Origin of the sequence: Caballeronia mineralivorans PML1(12), assembly GCF_001028175.1 — a bacterium.
GTDB classification, from domain to species: Bacteria; Pseudomonadota; Gammaproteobacteria; order Burkholderiales; family Burkholderiaceae; genus Caballeronia; species Caballeronia mineralivorans.
The window spans coordinates 36,956-54,130 of the sequence record NZ_AEJF01000148.1 but is presented as its reverse complement, the minus strand read 5'-3'; the positions used below and the strand labels follow the sequence as shown (position 1 = coordinate 54,130).

Annotated in this window: 18 protein-coding genes and 1 pseudogene; 9 read left to right on the top strand and 10 right to left on the bottom strand. The window is 60.5% G+C overall.

The genetic code is table 11. From position 1 onward, the window contains the following. Window positions 1-148: 148 nt before the first annotated feature. Window positions 149-472, bottom strand: coding sequence for a non-heme iron oxygenase ferredoxin subunit (locus EOS_RS25385; RefSeq protein ID WP_047894929.1), 324 nt, complete (start codon window positions 470-472; stop codon window positions 149-151). Between the two features lie 30 nt (window positions 473-502). Continuing rightward, on the bottom strand, window positions 503-1,561 hold the full coding sequence (locus tag EOS_RS25380; RefSeq protein WP_047894941.1) for a fatty acid desaturase: 1,059 nt from the start codon (window positions 1,559-1,561) through the stop codon (window positions 503-505). Between the two features lie 264 nt (window positions 1,562-1,825). Here EOS_RS25380 and EOS_RS25375 point away from each other — a divergent pair, with 264 nt between their 5' ends. Continuing rightward, window positions 1,826-2,851 (top strand): substrate-binding domain-containing protein, encoded by a 1,026-nt coding sequence (locus EOS_RS25375; RefSeq protein WP_047894928.1) that lies wholly within the window; start codon window positions 1,826-1,828, stop codon window positions 2,849-2,851. Between the two features lie 94 nt (window positions 2,852-2,945). Here the strand turns inward: EOS_RS25375 and EOS_RS25370 are convergent, their stop codons facing one another. The 5 genes from EOS_RS25370 to EOS_RS25350 form a co-directional block, all read right to left on the bottom strand. Next, window positions 2,946-4,445 (bottom strand): CHASE2 domain-containing protein, encoded by a 1,500-nt coding sequence (locus EOS_RS25370; protein WP_235442962.1) that lies wholly within the window; start codon window positions 4,443-4,445, stop codon window positions 2,946-2,948. Between the two features lie 23 nt (window positions 4,446-4,468). After that, window positions 4,469-5,086: an OmpA family protein gene (locus EOS_RS25365; protein ID WP_235442961.1), complete on the bottom strand. Its 618-nt coding sequence runs from the start codon at window positions 5,084-5,086 to the stop codon at window positions 4,469-4,471. After that, window positions 5,083-5,550, bottom strand: coding sequence for a FecR family protein (locus EOS_RS25360; protein WP_047894926.1), 468 nt, complete (start codon window positions 5,548-5,550; stop codon window positions 5,083-5,085). The genes EOS_RS25365 and EOS_RS25360 overlap by 4 nt, the downstream gene beginning before the upstream one ends. Before the next feature lie 521 nt (window positions 5,551-6,071). Then, window positions 6,072-6,764: a CBS domain-containing protein gene (locus EOS_RS25355; protein WP_047894925.1), complete on the bottom strand. Its 693-nt coding sequence runs from the start codon at window positions 6,762-6,764 to the stop codon at window positions 6,072-6,074. 157 nt (window positions 6,765-6,921) lie between these two features. Then, window positions 6,922-7,536 (bottom strand): OmpW/AlkL family protein, encoded by a 615-nt coding sequence (locus tag EOS_RS25350; protein ID WP_047894939.1) that lies wholly within the window; start codon window positions 7,534-7,536, stop codon window positions 6,922-6,924. Between the two features lie 227 nt (window positions 7,537-7,763). On the opposite strand from EOS_RS25350, the gene EOS_RS25345 reads away from it, so the two are divergent. Next, on the top strand, window positions 7,764-9,041 hold the full coding sequence (locus EOS_RS25345) for a PAS domain-containing sensor histidine kinase (protein ID WP_063779111.1): 1,278 nt from the start codon (window positions 7,764-7,766) through the stop codon (window positions 9,039-9,041). Here the strand turns inward: EOS_RS25345 and EOS_RS25340 are convergent. Together EOS_RS25340 and EOS_RS25335 are read right to left on the bottom strand one after the other, a co-directional pair. Beyond that, the gene (locus EOS_RS25340) at window positions 9,013-9,249 is read right to left on the bottom strand and encodes a hypothetical protein (RefSeq protein ID WP_047894924.1); all 237 of its coding nucleotides are present in this window, start codon (window positions 9,247-9,249) and stop codon (window positions 9,013-9,015) included. The two genes, EOS_RS25345 and EOS_RS25340, sit on opposite strands and share 29 nt — an antisense overlap. 106 nt (window positions 9,250-9,355) lie before the next feature. Next, entirely contained in the window at window positions 9,356-10,393 is a 1,038-nt protein-coding gene (locus EOS_RS25335; protein ID WP_047894923.1) for a zinc-dependent alcohol dehydrogenase family protein, read from the bottom strand. A 314-nt stretch (window positions 10,394-10,707) separates the two neighbouring features. Here EOS_RS25335 and EOS_RS25330 point away from each other — a divergent pair, with 314 nt between their 5' ends. Beyond that, on the top strand, window positions 10,708-11,547 hold the full coding sequence (locus EOS_RS25330) for a universal stress protein (RefSeq protein ID WP_047894922.1): 840 nt from the start codon (window positions 10,708-10,710) through the stop codon (window positions 11,545-11,547). Window positions 11,548-11,575: 28 nt separating this feature from the next. After that, window positions 11,576-12,049, top strand: coding sequence for a universal stress protein (locus tag EOS_RS25325; RefSeq protein ID WP_047894921.1), 474 nt, complete (start codon window positions 11,576-11,578; stop codon window positions 12,047-12,049). A 96-nt stretch (window positions 12,050-12,145) separates the two neighbouring features. Here EOS_RS25325 and EOS_RS25320 read toward each other — a convergent pair whose 3' ends face one another. Next, the gene (locus tag EOS_RS25320; protein WP_047894920.1) at window positions 12,146-12,604 is read right to left on the bottom strand and encodes a universal stress protein; all 459 of its coding nucleotides are present in this window, start codon (window positions 12,602-12,604) and stop codon (window positions 12,146-12,148) included. A gap of 136 nt (window positions 12,605-12,740) precedes the next feature. Here EOS_RS25320 and EOS_RS25315 point away from each other — a divergent pair. The 5 genes and pseudogenes from EOS_RS25315 to EOS_RS25295 all read left to right on the top strand — a co-directional run. Continuing rightward, a pseudogene (locus tag EOS_RS25315) lies at window positions 12,741-14,111 on the top strand (histidine kinase); the annotation flags it as partial. Then, on the top strand, window positions 14,108-14,755 hold the full coding sequence (locus EOS_RS25310) for a response regulator (protein WP_047894919.1): 648 nt from the start codon (window positions 14,108-14,110) through the stop codon (window positions 14,753-14,755). The pseudogene EOS_RS25315 and the gene EOS_RS25310, both read left to right, overlap by 4 nt. 157 nt (window positions 14,756-14,912) lie before the next feature. Next, on the top strand, window positions 14,913-15,323 hold the full coding sequence (locus tag EOS_RS25305) for a response regulator (protein WP_047894937.1): 411 nt from the start codon (window positions 14,913-14,915) through the stop codon (window positions 15,321-15,323). Window positions 15,324-15,454: 131 nt separating this feature from the next. Continuing rightward, window positions 15,455-16,183 (top strand): fumarate/nitrate reduction transcriptional regulator Fnr, encoded by a 729-nt coding sequence (fnr, locus tag EOS_RS25300; RefSeq protein ID WP_235442966.1) that lies wholly within the window; start codon window positions 15,455-15,457, stop codon window positions 16,181-16,183. Between the two features lie 14 nt (window positions 16,184-16,197). Further along, window positions 16,198-16,947: a YoaK family protein gene (locus tag EOS_RS25295; protein WP_047894918.1), complete on the top strand. Its 750-nt coding sequence runs from the start codon at window positions 16,198-16,200 to the stop codon at window positions 16,945-16,947. Window positions 16,948-17,175: the final 228 nt, after the last annotated feature.

Genomic DNA, 17,175 nt, shown 5'->3' with positions numbered 1-17,175 from the left:
CCAGTACCGAGTCCCAGACTCAGAATTGCAGCGGCAACGCCAAGCGCGTTCCGGATAGTGGATTTCATGGTTGTCTCCTTGTTTATCGTGTGATTGCCGATGCGGTGCATCGGCCAATGCCGCTTTGCCTTCGGTTACGGGCGCCGCATCAATCGACTGGCAAGCCGATGAAGACTTTGCCGTCTTCGGTTTTTACCGGGTGCGTAACGAGATTGATGCACACAGGTGCCCCCTTCGCTGCGCCGGTAGGAATGTGAAAGCGCCCCATGTGCATCGGACACTCGATGACCTCGCCAAACACGAGGCCCTCAGTAAGACGCGCCGTTTCATGAGTGCAAAGGCCGGCCGATGCGTAGAAGCCGCTCGGCGTGTGATAGACCGCATACAGCTTGCCGCCGTGCTGGAACTCGATCACGTCTTCTTCGTCGATGTCATCGCACGCGCAGACGTGGTGCCACTGGAGGATGTTCATTGCGTGTCTCTTTACAGTTAGTCTTTACGGTTAGCGCGCTTGAGCCACGAACGGCGTATCGTCGGTTCGCTCTGCGTCGACGGTGGCAGATTTTCCGGGCACGCGGGGCGTCACCATGTAGTCGGGATCACGCCGCTGCATCCTGAAGACATGCAGGATTTCGCCCCATGTGCTGAAAAGGCCGTCGTAGGCAGGCGCCAGATCTGCTTCGATCGCCTTGCGCAGTTGCGGTAGCGCGTGAAACGGCACGTTCGGATACATGTGATGCTCGACGTGATAGTTCATGTTCCAGTAGAGGAACTGCAGGAATCGGTTCAGCTTGATGGTTCGCGTGGAGTAGCGATGATCGAGTTCGTTTTCACGCAGCCCGGTGTGCTGGGTGATCGCCAGCAATTCGTGCAACCATGCGCCGTAAGACCGAGGCAGCAGGAGGAACAGAATTGGCAACCCGCTGTGCGCGACGATTGCCCACGCGGCCACGCCAACGTAAAGCGTCAGGATCATGCGCGAATTCCGGCACATCGCGCGATATTCGGCGGCCGGGACCACGGCTTTCGCACTCTTCGAAACGATGCCAAAGCTATGCAGGACGATGTTGCCCAGGTGATGGATGCCGTGCGAAACGCGCAGAAAATCGGTGGCTAACTTCAGGTAGTTCGGCGGACGCTTGACAGCGATTTCAACATCGGATGGCACGGTGGCCGTCAGATGCGTGTACGTGTGATGTTGCGCGTGGGACCATCGGCTGTAGATCTGCTCGCGCCATGTCATGAAGCAGATCACCCAGTGCACCGATGCGTTCAGCCATTCGCTCTTGAACGGCGTACGGTGGCGCAATTCGTGTTCCATCGCCTCGGCGAAAGCATAGAGCGTCCCGTAAAGCAGGAACGCCGGCACGCACCAGAGCGTGCCGAGCGACAGCCACGCGAGCACGCCGCTTCCCACTACCAATCCCATGAAGCCGCCGAAGTGCAGGAGAGCGTCCCGGTCGTTACGCCGCGTGACCTCCTTGAGCACCTTTCTGTCGAGCCGGCATTTATACCAGTCGTCCATAGTGATCACTTTCGTGTTGTCTTGCTGTACGGACATGAGTTGCACCCAGTGCTTGATATTTGACGTTTGACCGAGCGATGAACCGCGCGAAGCATTGATCATCGTTGAGTGCATTTAAGACTCTTAATGAGCACCAGTCAAAGATTAAAATGACTCATTTTGAGCCATTCAGGGTATTCCACGAGACTTGGGCGCTGTTTCAAATTGGACGGATGCAAGAAAAACCTCGATAGCCTCAAATTGAGGCAAAATGAGGTCTGCGCGGGCGCCTCGGCCCGCACGACAGTCTGAGGACATACGATGAAAGGCAAGCCGACGCTCAAGCAACTGATGGAGGTCACGCAGCTCAGCCGCGCGACCATCGATCGCGCACTGAATGATCGGCCCGGTGTGCATCCACGTACGCGAAGCGCTGTTGAAGCAGCGTTGAGGCAACTGAGCTCCAGCTCGCCGGCGCGGTCGTCGACTCGTGCGAGGCAGAGCGCCTACAATTTCAGGTTGTTGGCTCAGGCAGGAGACGCATTCACCGACGAGCTGACACGCACTGCGGCTGAGCTCGAACCGGAATTTGTCGCGTCCGGGGCGCGTCTCGACATCGTGAGGTGCGTTGGAGCATCCGATGACGAGGTCGCTGCCAGAGTGCGCGAGACGACCACCGAAGCCGACGGCATCGGCATCATCTGCACGAACACTGCAATGACGACCGCAGCACTGCGCGAATGCATGGCCGCAGGCAAGCCGGTCGTCACGCTGATCACTGACGTCGATGCCGATGCGCGGCATACGTATGTCGGGGTCAACAACCGGGCGGCCGGACAGTCAGCTGCATTTCTCATGGGGCGGCATCTGCAAGCGCACACTTCGCCGGATGTGGCAGTGGTCGTCGCAACGTTTTCGTACACCTGCCACGAGGATCGCGAGATTGGGTTCCGCTCACTGCTAAGGCAACGATTCCCGAACGTGAATCTGATTGAAGTGATCAAGGGCGCTGATTCCGGGGCCGCGACCTACGAAGCGACCAGACGCTTTCTGGACGAGCACAAGAAGCTCGATGGCATTTACAACGTTGCGGGAGGAAACGAAGGATTGGCGGCGGCGCTGCGCGAACACAATCTTACGGGCCGGACGATCTACGTAACCCATGAAGTCAACCGGATAACAGAACCGCTGTTGCGTTCCGACGCGATCGACTATTTGCTGACACAGGACCTTCGGCTCCTGTTGCGTACCGCTGTCAAACACTTGCGGTCTGCGCGCGAAGGCAGGGACGTTCCCACGCAAGCGATCATCCCGATAGAGACGTATTCACGCTACTCGTTGTATTAGCTTGAAACTCAATAATTCCTTGCAAAAAAAGCGTCCGAGCTACATTCGAGCTACCACAAAGGCAAACCCGTTTAACCAGATTCGGGCCGCTATCTCAAGGTCCAGGCGCCTTGCCGGTACGATCGTTCTCGTCTTCACGCCCCTGGACGTGCGCGGCTTCTGTTCTGGTTTGTTCGTCGGCGTGGAGCAACGCGGATGAAAAGAAGCAGCCCATGACTGCGGACGGGATAATGAAAATCGAGGCCGCATCGACCAGCAGTCCGAAACGCACGAAAATAAAGAAGCAGCATAAAAGATTCAGCAAATGCAGGAAGAGGCCCAGAACGGTGGAACCTTTGGGGACGGCTCTTATAAATACCGCAAACCGAGATTGGGTGCGGGGCACATACCAGATGATCAGCAGCCCGACCGCCATGATAAAGGCGCTTTCTGCCCATTTCAGCCAGGCGGGACGACGCAGGAAACGTCCCTCGAAAATCGTCTCGATGACCTGCGCTTGAATCTCGATTCCCGGCACCAGTTCCCCCAACGCGGTCGTGCGCATGTCAGTCACGCCGGTGCCCGTCAGTCCGACCAGTACCAATTTGTCCCGGATCCGTTCCGGATCGACTGTTCCCTGCAGGATGTCGCGTGCCGACACGTAGCGGCTCAGCGTCGACCGGATGGACGCGAAATGCAACCAGATGTCACCGCCGGGCTGCGTGGGTACCAGCACATCCGCGACACCCACCGCCTGCACGCCCGATGCGTCCGCAAAGACGTCGATCGCCGATGAACCCGTGGCGAGGCGGAGCATTTCCATCGGCAGACTGGGGACCAGTTTCTCCCCCAAACCCATGATGAGAGGAATATGCCGGACCACGCCTTGTTCGAGCGCCACGCTCAGCATCGCCTGCCCGTGGGCCGCCGCCTGCAATTCTGGCAGGCTGGCGAGCACATAGTCGAACCGTTGCACGTGGCCCAGCGGGTCGGTGCCATGTACGAGGATCGGCGCGCTTCGCAGATCGGTGCTGGTGGTGAAGGTGGGATGATCGAGCGCCGCGGCACCCAGTATGGTCGGCGCTGCACGCAACGAGCTGGCGAGAATGGCTTCGTGACTGGGAAGGGCCCGCAAGCCTTCGGCCAGGGCCGCAGCCGTTTCCGGCAGATTGCCAGCCACCTTGTCGGGAGAGGTCTGATCCGGCTCCGGCATGTAAATGTCGAGACCGATAACCAGCGGTTTCAGTGCCGCAATGGCATCGATCAGGCTCGCGAGTCGATTTCGCGGCCAGGGCCATTGACCGACGGTCGCCAGCGTCTCCTCATCAATCTCGACAATGGTCACGGGCTGAGCGGTCGGCTTGCGCGGGAAGCGACGTTGATACTGGTCGAACAGAATTTGCCGGGCCGTTTTAAAGGAGTCAGGAAGCGCCTCGTCAAGCGCGCCCACGAAAGCCGGACGCGCTATGTCGCTCGGCCATTCGCTGGACAGGTTGACCAGGCTCAGGCCGAACAACACCACCAGTGCCACCGGACGCCCCCGGCCCGCCTTCAGCAGACTCCTGATCCGGGCAAGCCATGGGTCGTAATAGCGTTTCATCAAAGGAAAGGCCATTCAGCGTCGATGACTGGCGCGGGTCATTGGATTGTGATGACTACGCGCCGGTTCATGTGATTGGGAACACCATCTGCCGTGCGGACCAGTGGCTCGCGCTTGCCACGGGCAGCAGTCTCTATTTGTTGAGCAGGAATCCCTTGCTTGATCAGGAACGCTGCCACAGTCTCCGCTCGCCGCCTGGACAGTCTGTCGTCGAAGTCCTGCGAGCCCGCCAGATCGGTGTGACCGACTACCACGAGCTGTGGCGCAGGCCAGGTAGCCAGGACCGCTTTTAGCTGTTTAACCGTGGCGAACGACTCGGGGGCCAGGTCGGTGGCAGAGTCGAAGAGAAAGAAAATCGTAAATGTCATGGGGCGAGGAGGCCGGGCCGCGAGTAGCTCGGCATATCGTTTCTCCACACTGGATTGGCTATCCATCGTTTTTTCGATGGCACCGCCCTTCGTGACGTCCACGCCAGCGAAAGCCTTGTTTATTGTTTGCTCTCCGGTGGCGCTGTGGACAATGACCGCTCCGACCTTGCCTTCCGGATCGGGCAATAAAATAATTCTGTCCGAGGGCGTGCTGCACCCGGACAGGACAGCCAGCATGACGAATGCCGCTGCAGATGCTTGGCCGTAACGTCGGATGAAGGCATTCAACGCGCACCCTCCCCGTTACCGCCGACTTCGATGATAAATGCAGTGCCGCGCACGCCCAGCGTGGTAGTCGGCGTGCTGAAGCGGACAGCATCCGGATTTGCCTTCGCCAGCTTTCCGGAAATCACTGCCAGGGAACCGCGTTTGACAGTGGCATCGAGCACCCCGTCATGGGTCGTGGTATTGAACGCGAATTTGTTGAGGTCGAGGATGGTATTGGCGCCGGCCGAGAGTTGGGTGTTGTCGCGCAGTGTGATACCGACGGACGATTGCGGGCCGGTCACTATGCGATCGCTGCCATAAACCTCGCTGCCGATGGCCGCGCCCGAACTTGTTCCAGCCCGCTCGACCTGCACTGTGCCCTTGAGGGTCTTGACGACGCCGGCAGCATCGGCAGCAAGTGCATCGGCGACAACCATGCACCCGCAGGCAAGAATCAAGGCATATTGCATGGTTTGAAGACGCATCGGTGGCACCTGATTGAGTAAACGCTGCTTTCCGTGCGGCGGCGCGGCTCCCCGATGTCGACCTGATGTTGTGAGCGATCTATTCCCCGACTGCTCGTAGAGCTGGGGCTTGTGAAGGACGTGCAGAAATACCGCTCTTGGAAGTCAGGTGAAGACGTTTCTGCGGTACCAAACAGAGTATGGCCCCCGACCCAAATGACTCTGTGCGCTTCCGCGCATATCGCCACCAGACACTTCTTTGACAGCCAGTTTGCAGCTACAAAAGAAACTTTCAATCAAGGCTCCGGGGCGGAATAGCGCAGTTTCTTGAGCGCAGGCTTAAGAAATGTCATTGACCATTCCGGTTGGGGGGGATTGAGTGGAGATGTCAGGCGTGCGGTGCTTCAAGCAAAGTGGCTTCGTTGCGAAGCCACGCGGTTGATTACAGCCGCGTAAAGAAAGTGTGAGCCGTCACGGCCATTTCTGCAGTCGGCTTATGGGTCGGGTACCCGCCGCTTCACGCCGCCGGATTTCATCGACGATTACATCGCGGGAATCATCACCGGAGCATCGGTATGGTCTTCCACGCCCTTGACGCCCTGCACTCTTTCCGCAGCAATGCACATGGCACGCGCTTGCTCGGGCGAGGTGACAACGCCCCATAGATGAACCGTGCCTTCATTCACAATGACGTTCTCGGCGGGCACGGCCCAGCGGTGACCGCTAAGTTCTCCAAGAACCGCCTCGCGGATGGACTGATCGGCGGCCACCAGTTTCACACCCGCTTCCTTCGGCGCGCTCGCCAAGGCCTTCACCAGATTCGCCCTGCTAACGATTCCAAGAAGCTCTCCGTCGTAGAGCACCGGAACGCGCTTGATTCGATGCCGCTCCAGAAGATCGGCTATTTCACGCACCGGCGTTGTCTCTTTCACGGTAATCACCTCGGGTGTCATGACGTCCCTCACCAACCGCGCGTTCTCCTTGATATAGGTCGCGGCAAGATCCTGAGTCGACGAAAATAACTCGAGCCACCACGAGCGTCGCCGGGCTTCTGTTCCGATCTCGGTTCTATGGAGCAAGTCGCCCTCGGTGAGCATGCCGAGCAGCCGGCCCTCGTCGTCCACTACCGGCGCACCGCTGATGTGATTGTCCGCTAATAGACGGGCTGCCTCTCGCACCGTCGTCCCGGGTCCCACGGTGATGACCGTTCTGGTCATGATATCGACTGCTCGCATACGCTTCTCCTCAATGTGATCGGGCGAACGCTTGAAAAAGGATTGACCCTCCCTCACCAGGACTCGCCTACAGTAGGAATGCTAGTGAAGGATCGCACCCCGGACTTGACTCAGATCAACCGTGCCCCCGTTCACCCCGCCAACAGAGCAACCACGATTAGAAACGCATCCCCACGCCAACGCCGACTACCAGCGGGTCGATCTTGAGCGACCCGAGGGAGACACCGTCCGCCGACGCGCTGGTGCGCATCCAGATTTTCTTGACGTCGAAGTTGAGAAACAGATTGTGGGCAACCTGCACGTCTACGCCCGCTTGCAGGGCTGGCCCGAAACTTGAGTTCTTGATCGATACGGGCGTATCTCCGGCGTGAAGCCCGTTGTTGTAGAACAGCGTGTAGTTCACGCCTGCGCCGACATAAGGGCGTACCTTCCCCGCAGCGTTGAAATAGTACTGAAGCAAGAGCGTGGGGGGCAGGACGTTCACGCCGCCAAGCGCCCCGCTGTTCGAGCTCACCTGATGACGCGACGTGGCGAGAATCAACTCAATACCAATGCTCGGGCGCACCATATAGACAAAATCGAGTTCGGGGACGATTGTGTTCTTGACCCCTGTCCCGATGGTTCCAAGCGTGCCGCCCGCGGAGACTTCGGGCTCGATGCTGATTGCCCTGACTCGCGCGAGGATGTCGCCTTGGTCGGCCCGCGCCGGCAGGCATGCCGCCGACAACGCCGCGCTCAACAAAGCCGCTGCAAATAATGAATGTTTTCTCACCAATGTTCCCCTGTTTTTTCCGGTCGCGAATGCGTTTTTCCGTCTCGGGATTGTCCGAATGCCGCCGGCGTTGCGCCATGACGTGGATCAGAAAACCGGCATAACAAGGGTGCGGCGTATTGCGCCTTTCGAGAGAGCAGCACCGTCCGCTTTCCACATCGGTGCCAAGCCCGTTCCCGGCTGGCCACCCGGCGTACCCCGCCGTATACAATTGATCCCGGGCGAACATGCTCTCAGCCAGTCCGCGCGTCGCGCGGGCGGGCCGGCTGTTTAACAACCGATACGAGCAATCCGAGCGGGAGAACCACGTGCCAGGCGATCCATTCTCTTCACCTCAGCCCGGTAGCGCGCCAGCGAGCGACGAACTGGCAAGCAAGGCCTTCCCGCATACGTTGAGCGATATCCATTTCAGGCTGCTGGTCGACGCGGTACAGGACTACGCCATCTTCATGCTGGATCCTGACGGGCGTGTCGTGAGTTGGAACCGCGGCGCGCAAAGTATCAAAGGCTACGTTGCCGGGGAAATCGTCGGACAGCACTTTTCGGTGTTCTATACACCTGAAGATGTTACGATCGGCAAGCCGCACGCGGAACTGGCGCTTGCCGCATCGGAAGGTCGCATCGAAGACGAAGGCTGGCGCATGCGCAAGGACGGCTCGCGGTTTTGGGCAAACGTAACGATCACCGCTATCCGCGCACCAGACGGCGCGCTTCACGGTTTCGCCAAAGTGACGCGCGATATGACCGATCGCCTGCGGCTGATTGAGCTTCAGCACGCCAGCGCGTTGTCCTCGCACGTGCAGAGCGCACGCGAGGAAGAAAGAACCCGGATCGCGCGCGAGCTTCACGACGATCTCGGCCAGCAACTGGTCGCACTCAAGATGGACGTCGCTTTGCTGGATCAGCCCGCGGAGGGCGACGACGGGACCGCGTGTCACGCCATCTCGCAGACGATCGCGTTGCAGGCTCAAATCGATTCGATCATCGCCTCGGCACGGCGCATTGCCGGAGGTCTGCGTCCGCCCATGCTCGACGATCTGGGCCTGGGCGCCGCGCTCGAGTGGCTCGCTGCGGAATTCCGTAACCGCTACGGCCTCGTTGTCACCGTGCAAAACACGGCGGATCAACTGCCGTTATCGGCAACGGCCGCAACCGCAATTTTTCGAGTGGTGCAGGAAGCACTGACCAACGTAACGCGTCACGCGGAAGCCACCCAGGTACGCGTCGAAATGCGGCTCGCGCAAAATGAATTCCGGCTGCACGTCGAGGATGACGGAAAAGGGACCACGCTGGACGGTCACCAAAGCAACGAGAATTTCGGATTGCTCGGCATGCAGGAGCGGGTGCGTCAGTTGCGCGGGAAGATCGCCTTCGACAGCGCGCCTGGCGATGGATTTCGAATCGACGTCCGGTTACCCATCGAAGTGGTCAAAGCAAAAGACGACGGCAACCAAGACGCCTCTCTTGCACGCCGGGCTACAGATGAATCGTTTCCGAGCGCTTGAGCTGGATCCATACCATGCCCTCGCGCAAGCCATCGAGCACCGTCTCGGACTCGGTTACGAAGATTTCCGAGTGCCGGAATCGATGCTTGAATTCACCACCCGCGCCGCCGTGGCCAACGTACACTTCGCAGCCAAAGCCGCCGTCGACCGGGAAGGTCTGGGTGGAAACGGTCCAGTCGTCCCCAGTCACTTGACCCGTGAGTGCCATGTCGTGTCTCCCTTACTCTACGACCGGACGGCCGCCCCGTGTTAGTACCGCCAACTATCCGCCGTGCCGCATGGAAGCCGGCACGGACGGGACACCATCAGCTTCTTTACGCCTCGATGATCACCTTCAGCGCATGCGTATCGGCGGCCTGAGCGAAGGTGTCGTAGGCCTTGATGACGTCGTTCAGGCCGAACCGGTGCGTGATGAGCTTGCCCGCTTCCAGGCGCCCGGAACGCACGGTCTTGAGCAGCATGGGCGTGCTGACGGTATCGACCAGCCGTGTCGTAATCGAGATGTTGCGGTCCCACAGGCATTCCATATGCAGATCGACTTTCACGCCATGCACGCCGACATTGGCGATAGTGCCCCCGGGCGCAATGATCGATTCGCATAACTCGAAGCTGGCCGGCACGCCAACCGCTTCGATCGCGCAATCCACGCCTATGTTGCCGGTCAGCTTCATGATCTCGGCGACTGGATCGCCACTCGAATTGTTCACGCACGCCGTCGCACCGAAGGTTCGCGCCACTTCCAGCCGGTTCGCATCGCGGTCGATCATGATGATTTGCGCCGGTGCGTAGAACTGCGCCGTGAGCAATGCGGCAAGTCCAATAGGACCCGAGCCCACAATGGCGACCGTGCTGCCGGGCTGCACTTTCCCGTTCAGCACGCCGCACTCGAAACCGGTCGGAAGAATGTCCGACAGCATGACCAGTGCTTCTTCGTCAGCACCGGCGGGGATGGGATACAGGCTCGTTTCCGCGTGCGGAATACGCACATATTCGGCTTGCGTGCCATCGATCCGGTTGCCGAGGATCCAGCCACCTGTCGTGCAATGGGAGTACATGCCACGGCGGCAGTAGTCACATTTTCCGCACGACGTGATGCAAGAAATAAGGACGTGGTCGCCGGGTTTGAACGTCGAAACCGCTGCCCCCACTTGCTCGATGACGCCGACGCCCTCGTGTCCCAGGATGCGGCCCGGTTCGCAAGTTGGCACGTCACCTTTCAGGATGTGCAGGTCGGTACCGCAAATCGTCGTGCGCGTGACTCTGACGATGGCGTCCGTGGCCGACATGAGCTTCGGCATCGGCCGTTCGTCGAGAGATTTGCTGCCGGGTCCGTGATACACGAGTGCCTTCATCGTCAATCTCCATTTGTCGGGGGAAAAGGGGGCTTCCACGACAAAACTTTAGGCTCGCGGACGGCGGCGCGGTTGACCTATATCAACCGATAGGGGCATGGACGAAGATGTCTGCCTGGTGAGAATGGAAAATGGCGGCGGTCCGCTCAAGATGCGCCGGCGTGCAGTTGCTTGATCTGCGTCAACGGAAAAAGAGCACGAAGTCATAGACTTTTTGTAAGCGCCCGCGGATCTCGACCGATTCTGGACCAACGCCGGTTGCTCACTCAGTCACAGACTCACTAGCCCCCTAGCCCACTAACGGAGCAATTGCGATGAGCTACAAGAGCATTGTCGTTCAACTCGACATGAGCGCGCGTGCCCATCCGCGCCTCGAATATGCGGTGCGTCTTGCCAGGCAATTCGATGCACACCTGACCGGCGTGTTCTCAGCGTTCACTCCAGATCCGCGTTCTTTCTACGTCATGGCCGGCGCGGCCGACTACTATGAAGCGCACCGCCAGTCCCGTCTGGAGCGCCACGGCGCACTCGAGCGGATCTTTCACGCGGAATTGTTGCGGGCGGGCGTGACGGGGCAATGGATCGACCACCATGAGTCCGCGAGCGAAGCGATCCCTTGCTATGCGCGCTACGCGGATCTGGTCGTGGCCGGACAGGACGATCCGGACGATCCGGAATCGTTTATTGCCGATCACTTCCCCGAAACGCTCGTGATGTCCGCGGGCCGGCCTGTGCTCTTCATTCCCTATACAGGCGTGTTTCCCGCGCTCGGCGCGAACATCATGGTTGCGTGGAACGGCAGCCGCGAGTCGGCCCGTGCTGTCCACGATGCCCTGCCGCTGCTGCAGCGGGCCGAAAACGTCACCGTTGTCAGACTCAACGAGCACAAAGACGAGCCGCGTGATAACCGCATTCCGGGAGCCGACATCGCGCTCATGCTGGCCCGGCACGGCGTCAAGGCGGAATTGGCGGCACTCGACGATGTCGGCAACCTGCCGCCGGGCGACGTGCTGCTTTCGCGCGCGTCAGACCTGGGTGCCGACCTTGTGGTCATGGGCGCGTATGGCCACTCGCGCTGGCAGGAACTCGTGATGGGCGGTGCGACGCGCAGCATGCTGGAGTCCATGACGGTGCCTGTATTGATGTCGCATTGATGTTCCGTTGAAGCCAGGGAGATTCTTCATGTACGCCCGCATTCTTGTGCCTGTCGACGGCAGCGAAACGTCGGCGCACGCCCTCGACGCCGCTCTGGAACTTGCTCGCGAACACGACGCGGAGCTCAAGCCGATTTATGTGGTGGACGCGCCGCAACTGATGTATTCGGGGCCGGTCTGCGATCCTTCGCTCATCCGCGAAGCCTTGGTCAAGGAGGGCGAGCACGTGCTCGCCGACGCTACCGCGAAGATGCTGCGCGCGGGGGTCAAAGGCTCGACACGCGTCCTCGAAGTCGAACTTGTCGGCGACGACATCTCGCAGCAGATCACGGCCGCCGCGAAAGAGTTCTGCGCCGATCTTGTCGTCATGGGCACACACGGGCGGCGCGGATGGCGGCGGCTCGTGCTGGGCAGCGTCTCTGAGCGCTTCTTGCGGATTTCAACCCTGCCGGTGCTGCTGGTTCCGCTGCATTCCGCGGAAAAGAGGGACCTCGCGCAGTGAGCATGCCGGACGTTGCCGGCGCATCCTTATGAGCGATAAGACTATCCTGATCCATCTCGACGCCCAAGCGCGGCCGCACGGCCTACCCGGACCGCGCTAGAACGCCAGTGCCGCGTCACGTTGATCGTCACGAACGGTGAGGACCGGAACATGGCTCGATCGCAAAACCGTTTCCGCAACGCTGCCCAGCAGATGCCGGCGCACGGCACGCGGTCCATGCGCGCCCATCACGATGAGATCCGCTTCGAATGCTTGAGCAGCTTGCATGAGCGCACCCGGGATGCTTGCACCGTGCGCATCGATTATCTGGGTGACGCCGCGTATCCGGTTCCGCGCGCAGAAGTCGCGCGCGTGATCGAGTTGCCGGCGTACGGTCACATCGACCGCTTCTGCTTCAACAACCCTAAGCACGGGATCGCAAATAGACACGTCGTGCGAGACAACGCGCGCCACCATCAACATCGCATCGGCGGCCTGCGCCAGCTTGAACGCCTCTTTGAGCGCAAGGCGCGCGCTGAGGCTACCGTCGAGAGCCACGAGAATTCGTTTGTACATGATCCGCTCCCCGGATGTCGTCTACGCTTTAGTAGACTCTAGTAAGCTTCAGTGTCCGCGCACAGGTCCGCGCGCCGCTTGATCCACATCAATTCACGCTGTCGGCTGGCTCATGACATGGAGCTTCATGTCCGCCCACCGCACGGAACAGGTCAAGAACGGCACGGGCTGTTCAGCGCAGCCTCGGCCGCGCGCGTTTTTTCCCCTTGTCGGAGACACCATGTCCGGGCCGCCCACCGCACGGCGTAACACGGCATCGAAGCGTAGCGATCGTCAACGGACTCGCTACGCCAGCGTGACTGGCATTGCCGGAATGGCCGGCGCCCTCCTACTCGCCGCAAGCGCGGGCTTCATGGCGCGACGGCGCGAGACGAAGAATCCAGTGCCACCCACTCCGTCACCGCTTGGCGAAGCACGACTGCTCGGCATCATCCGGTCGTCGATGGAAGCGATCATTACCATCGACGAAAAGCAGCGTATCGTCATGTTCAATCCGATGGCCGAACGTTTGTTCGACTGTCCGGCGGCAGAGGCGATCGGAACCTCGCTTGCGCGCTTCGTGCCCGAGCGCTTTCGCGCCGGGCACGAAGCGCACGTTCGTCAGTTCGGCGTGACCGGCGTGTCCGACCGGCAGATGGGCGGGCGGCGCATACTGTACGGCTTGCGCACGAATGGCGACGAGTTCCCGTTCGAAGCATCGATTTCTCAATTCGACGACGAAAACGGCAAGCTTTACACGGTGATGTTGCGCGACATCAGCCCGCAAGTCGACGCGGAACGTTCGCTGCAGCACTCGCACGAGGAACTGCGGGAGCTCTCCGCAAACCTGCTGAACATTCGCGAAGAAGAAAAGTCCCGCATTGCGAGAGAATTGCATGACGACCTGGGCCAGCAACTGACCGCGCTGAAAATGGATATATCCTCGCTCGAACTTGCGCCTGGGACGGACGCCGAGGCGCGCGCGCAATTACGCGGCATGCAGCGCCTGATCGATGCGACCGTCGCCTCGATGCGCCGGATTGCCGCCGACCTGCGGCCCGTGATGCTCGACGACCTGGGGCTGGTTCCGGCCATAGACTGGTTGGCGATCGACTTTACAAACCGGTACGGTATCGACGTCGAGCGGCGGATCGACGCAAGACATACCATTTTCAGCCGCGACGGCGCTACCGCCGTGTTCCGGATCGTGCAGGAGGCGCTCACCAACGTGGCGCGCCATGCACAAGCCACGCACGTCGATCTGGCCTTGTATCTGGAAGCGGGCCGCTGCATCCTGCGCATCGCCGACGACGGCATCGGTGCGCACGAGCGTGCCGATGCCGGGCGCAAGTCGTTCGGCCTGATCGGCATACGCGAGCGGGCGCACCGGCTGGATGGTTCGGTCGCGATCGAGTCCGGTGTCGGAAAAGGCTTCACGTTGACCGTGACCTTCCCGCTGGTCACCTTGCAACAGGACGACCCTTTCTCCGACAATCCCGACAACACCGAGGAAGAACCACTGCGATGACCCGAGTATTGATCGCCGATGACCATGCCCTCGTGCGCGACGGACTGCGCCATATCCTGCGCAGCGCGAGCGGACTGGAAGTGGCTGGCGAAGCCAGCGACGGCGCTACCACCATTGCCATGATCCGCACCACCGCGGCAGACGTGCTGGTGCTCGACCTGTCGATGCCGGGCAGGAACGGGGTCGAGCTGCTCAAGCAGATCAAGGACGAAAAGCCGGCGCTGCGCATTCTCGTCTTGACGATGCATGCGGAACAGCAATATGCGGTGCGCGCGTTCAAGGCGGGGGCATCGGGTTATCTGACCAAGGAAAGCGCGAGCGCTGAACTCGTCACAGCCGTCAGCAAGGTCGCCGCGGGCGGAGTGTACGTCAGCCTGGCCATGGCCGAGCGGCTCGCACAAAGCCTGAATGAACCGGCCGACGATCTGCCGCATCAGCGGCTTTCCGACCGCGAATTCGAAGTATTTCGACGGATCGCGGCGGGCGAAACGATCACGCAAATCGCCCAGGCGCTGTCGGTCAGCGCCAAGACAGTCAGCACATACAAAACCCGCATCCTCGAGAAAATGCAGATGCCGCACGAAACGGCGCTGGTCCGCTACGCAATGCGGCACAAGCTCTTCGACGACGACTGCGACGACTGATAAGCCTCATACGCCAGCGCCCTTCTTGCGCTGCCAGCGTGTAGTCCGATCCCTACACCGCTTCCCAAACGCCTACATCACGTCTGGCCGCTCACCGATTTTATTTTGAGATAGCTAGGAAGATACTTTGAGGCATGAGCTCAAACCGTTGCACGCCATGCTGAAGATCTTCCTTGTCGATGACTCCGGCCTTGTGCGTCGCCGCCTCTCTGCCCTGATCAGCGCGCTGGCCGGCGTGGTGATCGTCGGCGAGTCGGAAGAGGCGGACACCGCGCTTGCGTGCATCCACATGACCCGCGCCGACCTCGTGATCGTTGACCCGCATCTGGCGGGAGGCAACGGCATGGAGATTGTCGAATCGCTGGCACGCGCCACCCCGCCCGTCCTTACCATGGTGTTGACCAACCATTCGGGACCGGCGTTTCGTGCCGCCTGCCGCCGCGCCGGTGCGGGCTATTTTTTCGACAAGACGTGCGAATACGAACTGGCCCGCGACACGATCGAGCGATTAGCCAATGGATCGACCGATAAGTACGCCGCCGAGCCGACACCATGCGAGCCGGCATGACGGACCCGCTCTCAACCCGCCTCAGCTCGCCAGTCCATCCATTCACTGATCATCCGACTCTTCTGGAGACAGGCATGACCTCAGCTACCGCTTGCACGTCCGCAGTTTCGAACGTGGCGCCTTTTACTTATATGGCCCACGCGGCCAGCATGAATTCGCCTCCGGCGGCTACCCGCCCGGACACGAACTGCTCCGCTTGTTCGTTGCACTCCATCTGCATGCCGTCTCAGTTGAGCGCGACCGAACTGGCCCGGCTCGATGCCATTGTCTGCTCCACGCGGCTGGTGCGACGCGGTGAGACGCTGTACCGCGCCGGCGATGCGTTCAAAAGCATCTACGCCGTGCGGGTCGGCTGCTTCAAGACCGTCATCACGCATCGCGACGGCCACGAGCAGGTCACCGGGTTTCATATCGCGGGCGAACCGCTGGGACTTGACGGCGTGTGCTCCGATGAACAGAATTGCGATGCGATCGCACTCGAGGACAGCAAGGTGTGCGTCATCCCGTTCGACTTGCTCGAGGACCTGTGCCACGACGTGAAAGCCATGCAGCAGCATGTGCATCGCATGATGAGCGGCGAAATCGTGCGTGAATCGGGGCTCATGATGATGCTCGGCACCATGACCGCCCAGCAGCGCGTCGCTGCGTTCCTGATCAATCTTTCGTCCAGGATGAAAATGCGGGGCTACTCCGCTGCGCAATTCAACTTGCGCATGACGCGGGAAGAGATCGGCAGCTATCTCGGGTTGAAACTCGAAACCGTGAGCCGGATGTTCTCGAAGCTGCAGAAAGCAGGTGTTATCGATACAAACGGCAAGCAGGTACACATTCTCGACAGCGAGAAGCTCGCCGGAGTCTGATCGAAGCGAACAACATGCCCATAGAGTACCTGCGAGGTTTCACCCGACCGGAGCGCACCGACCAGAATAACCGGCGCCTCGGACGCTGGCTTGCGTTTATCGCGGGTGCGGCCAACGCCGGCGGCTTTCTGGCCGTCGGGCAGTACACCTCGCACATGTCGGGGATCGTGTCGGCACTCGCCGATAACCTCTCGGTAGGCGAGATCGGCCTCGTGGTCGCAGGATTCAGCTCACTCGCGGCATTCATGGCCGGCGCCGCTACCTCCGCGATCATGATCAACTGGGGCCGGCGCCGCCGGGCACAAAGCGAGTACGCACTGCCGTTGATACTGGAAGCCGTGCTGCTGCTCGTCTTCGGTCTGCTCGGCTCGCATCTGGAAAACAACCGGATCCTGTTCGTGCCTGCGACCGTGGCGTTGCTGTGCTACGTCATGGGCTTGCAAAACGCGATGATCACAAAGATCTCCAAAGCCGAGATCCGCACCACGCACGTGACCGGCCTTGTCACGGATATCGGCATCGAACTCGGCAAGCTTTTCTATTGGAATGTGTCGGAGTCAGGGCCCGGCGTTGCCGCTGTCAGGGCAGACCGGTCGAGGCTCCGGCTCCTGGCATCGCTGCTCGGCATGTTTTTTATTGGCGGCCTCGCAGGCGCACTGGGCTTCAAGTACGTGGGTTTCATATCGACCCTGCCGCTTTCGGCGATGCTGGTCGTGCTGGCCGTCGTGCCGCTGATGGACGATCTGGTAGGTCAGCGCCGGTGAGCAGTCCGAGCGCTTGGCCGAGCTTGGCGAATGCGTCTGTCCTGCCTGTTTGACCTGTATCAAAGCGATATCCATTGGGCAAACGCATAGTCGGTTAACGGCAGCGCGTTATCGACAAGCGCCGGCCGCGCGCAACCGGTGCGCTCCCCGACACGGACACTACGCGGGCTGGATCCATTTCGGGCCATCAAGAGCCCTTCCCCAAGCGACGATCCCTGTTGGCTCGCC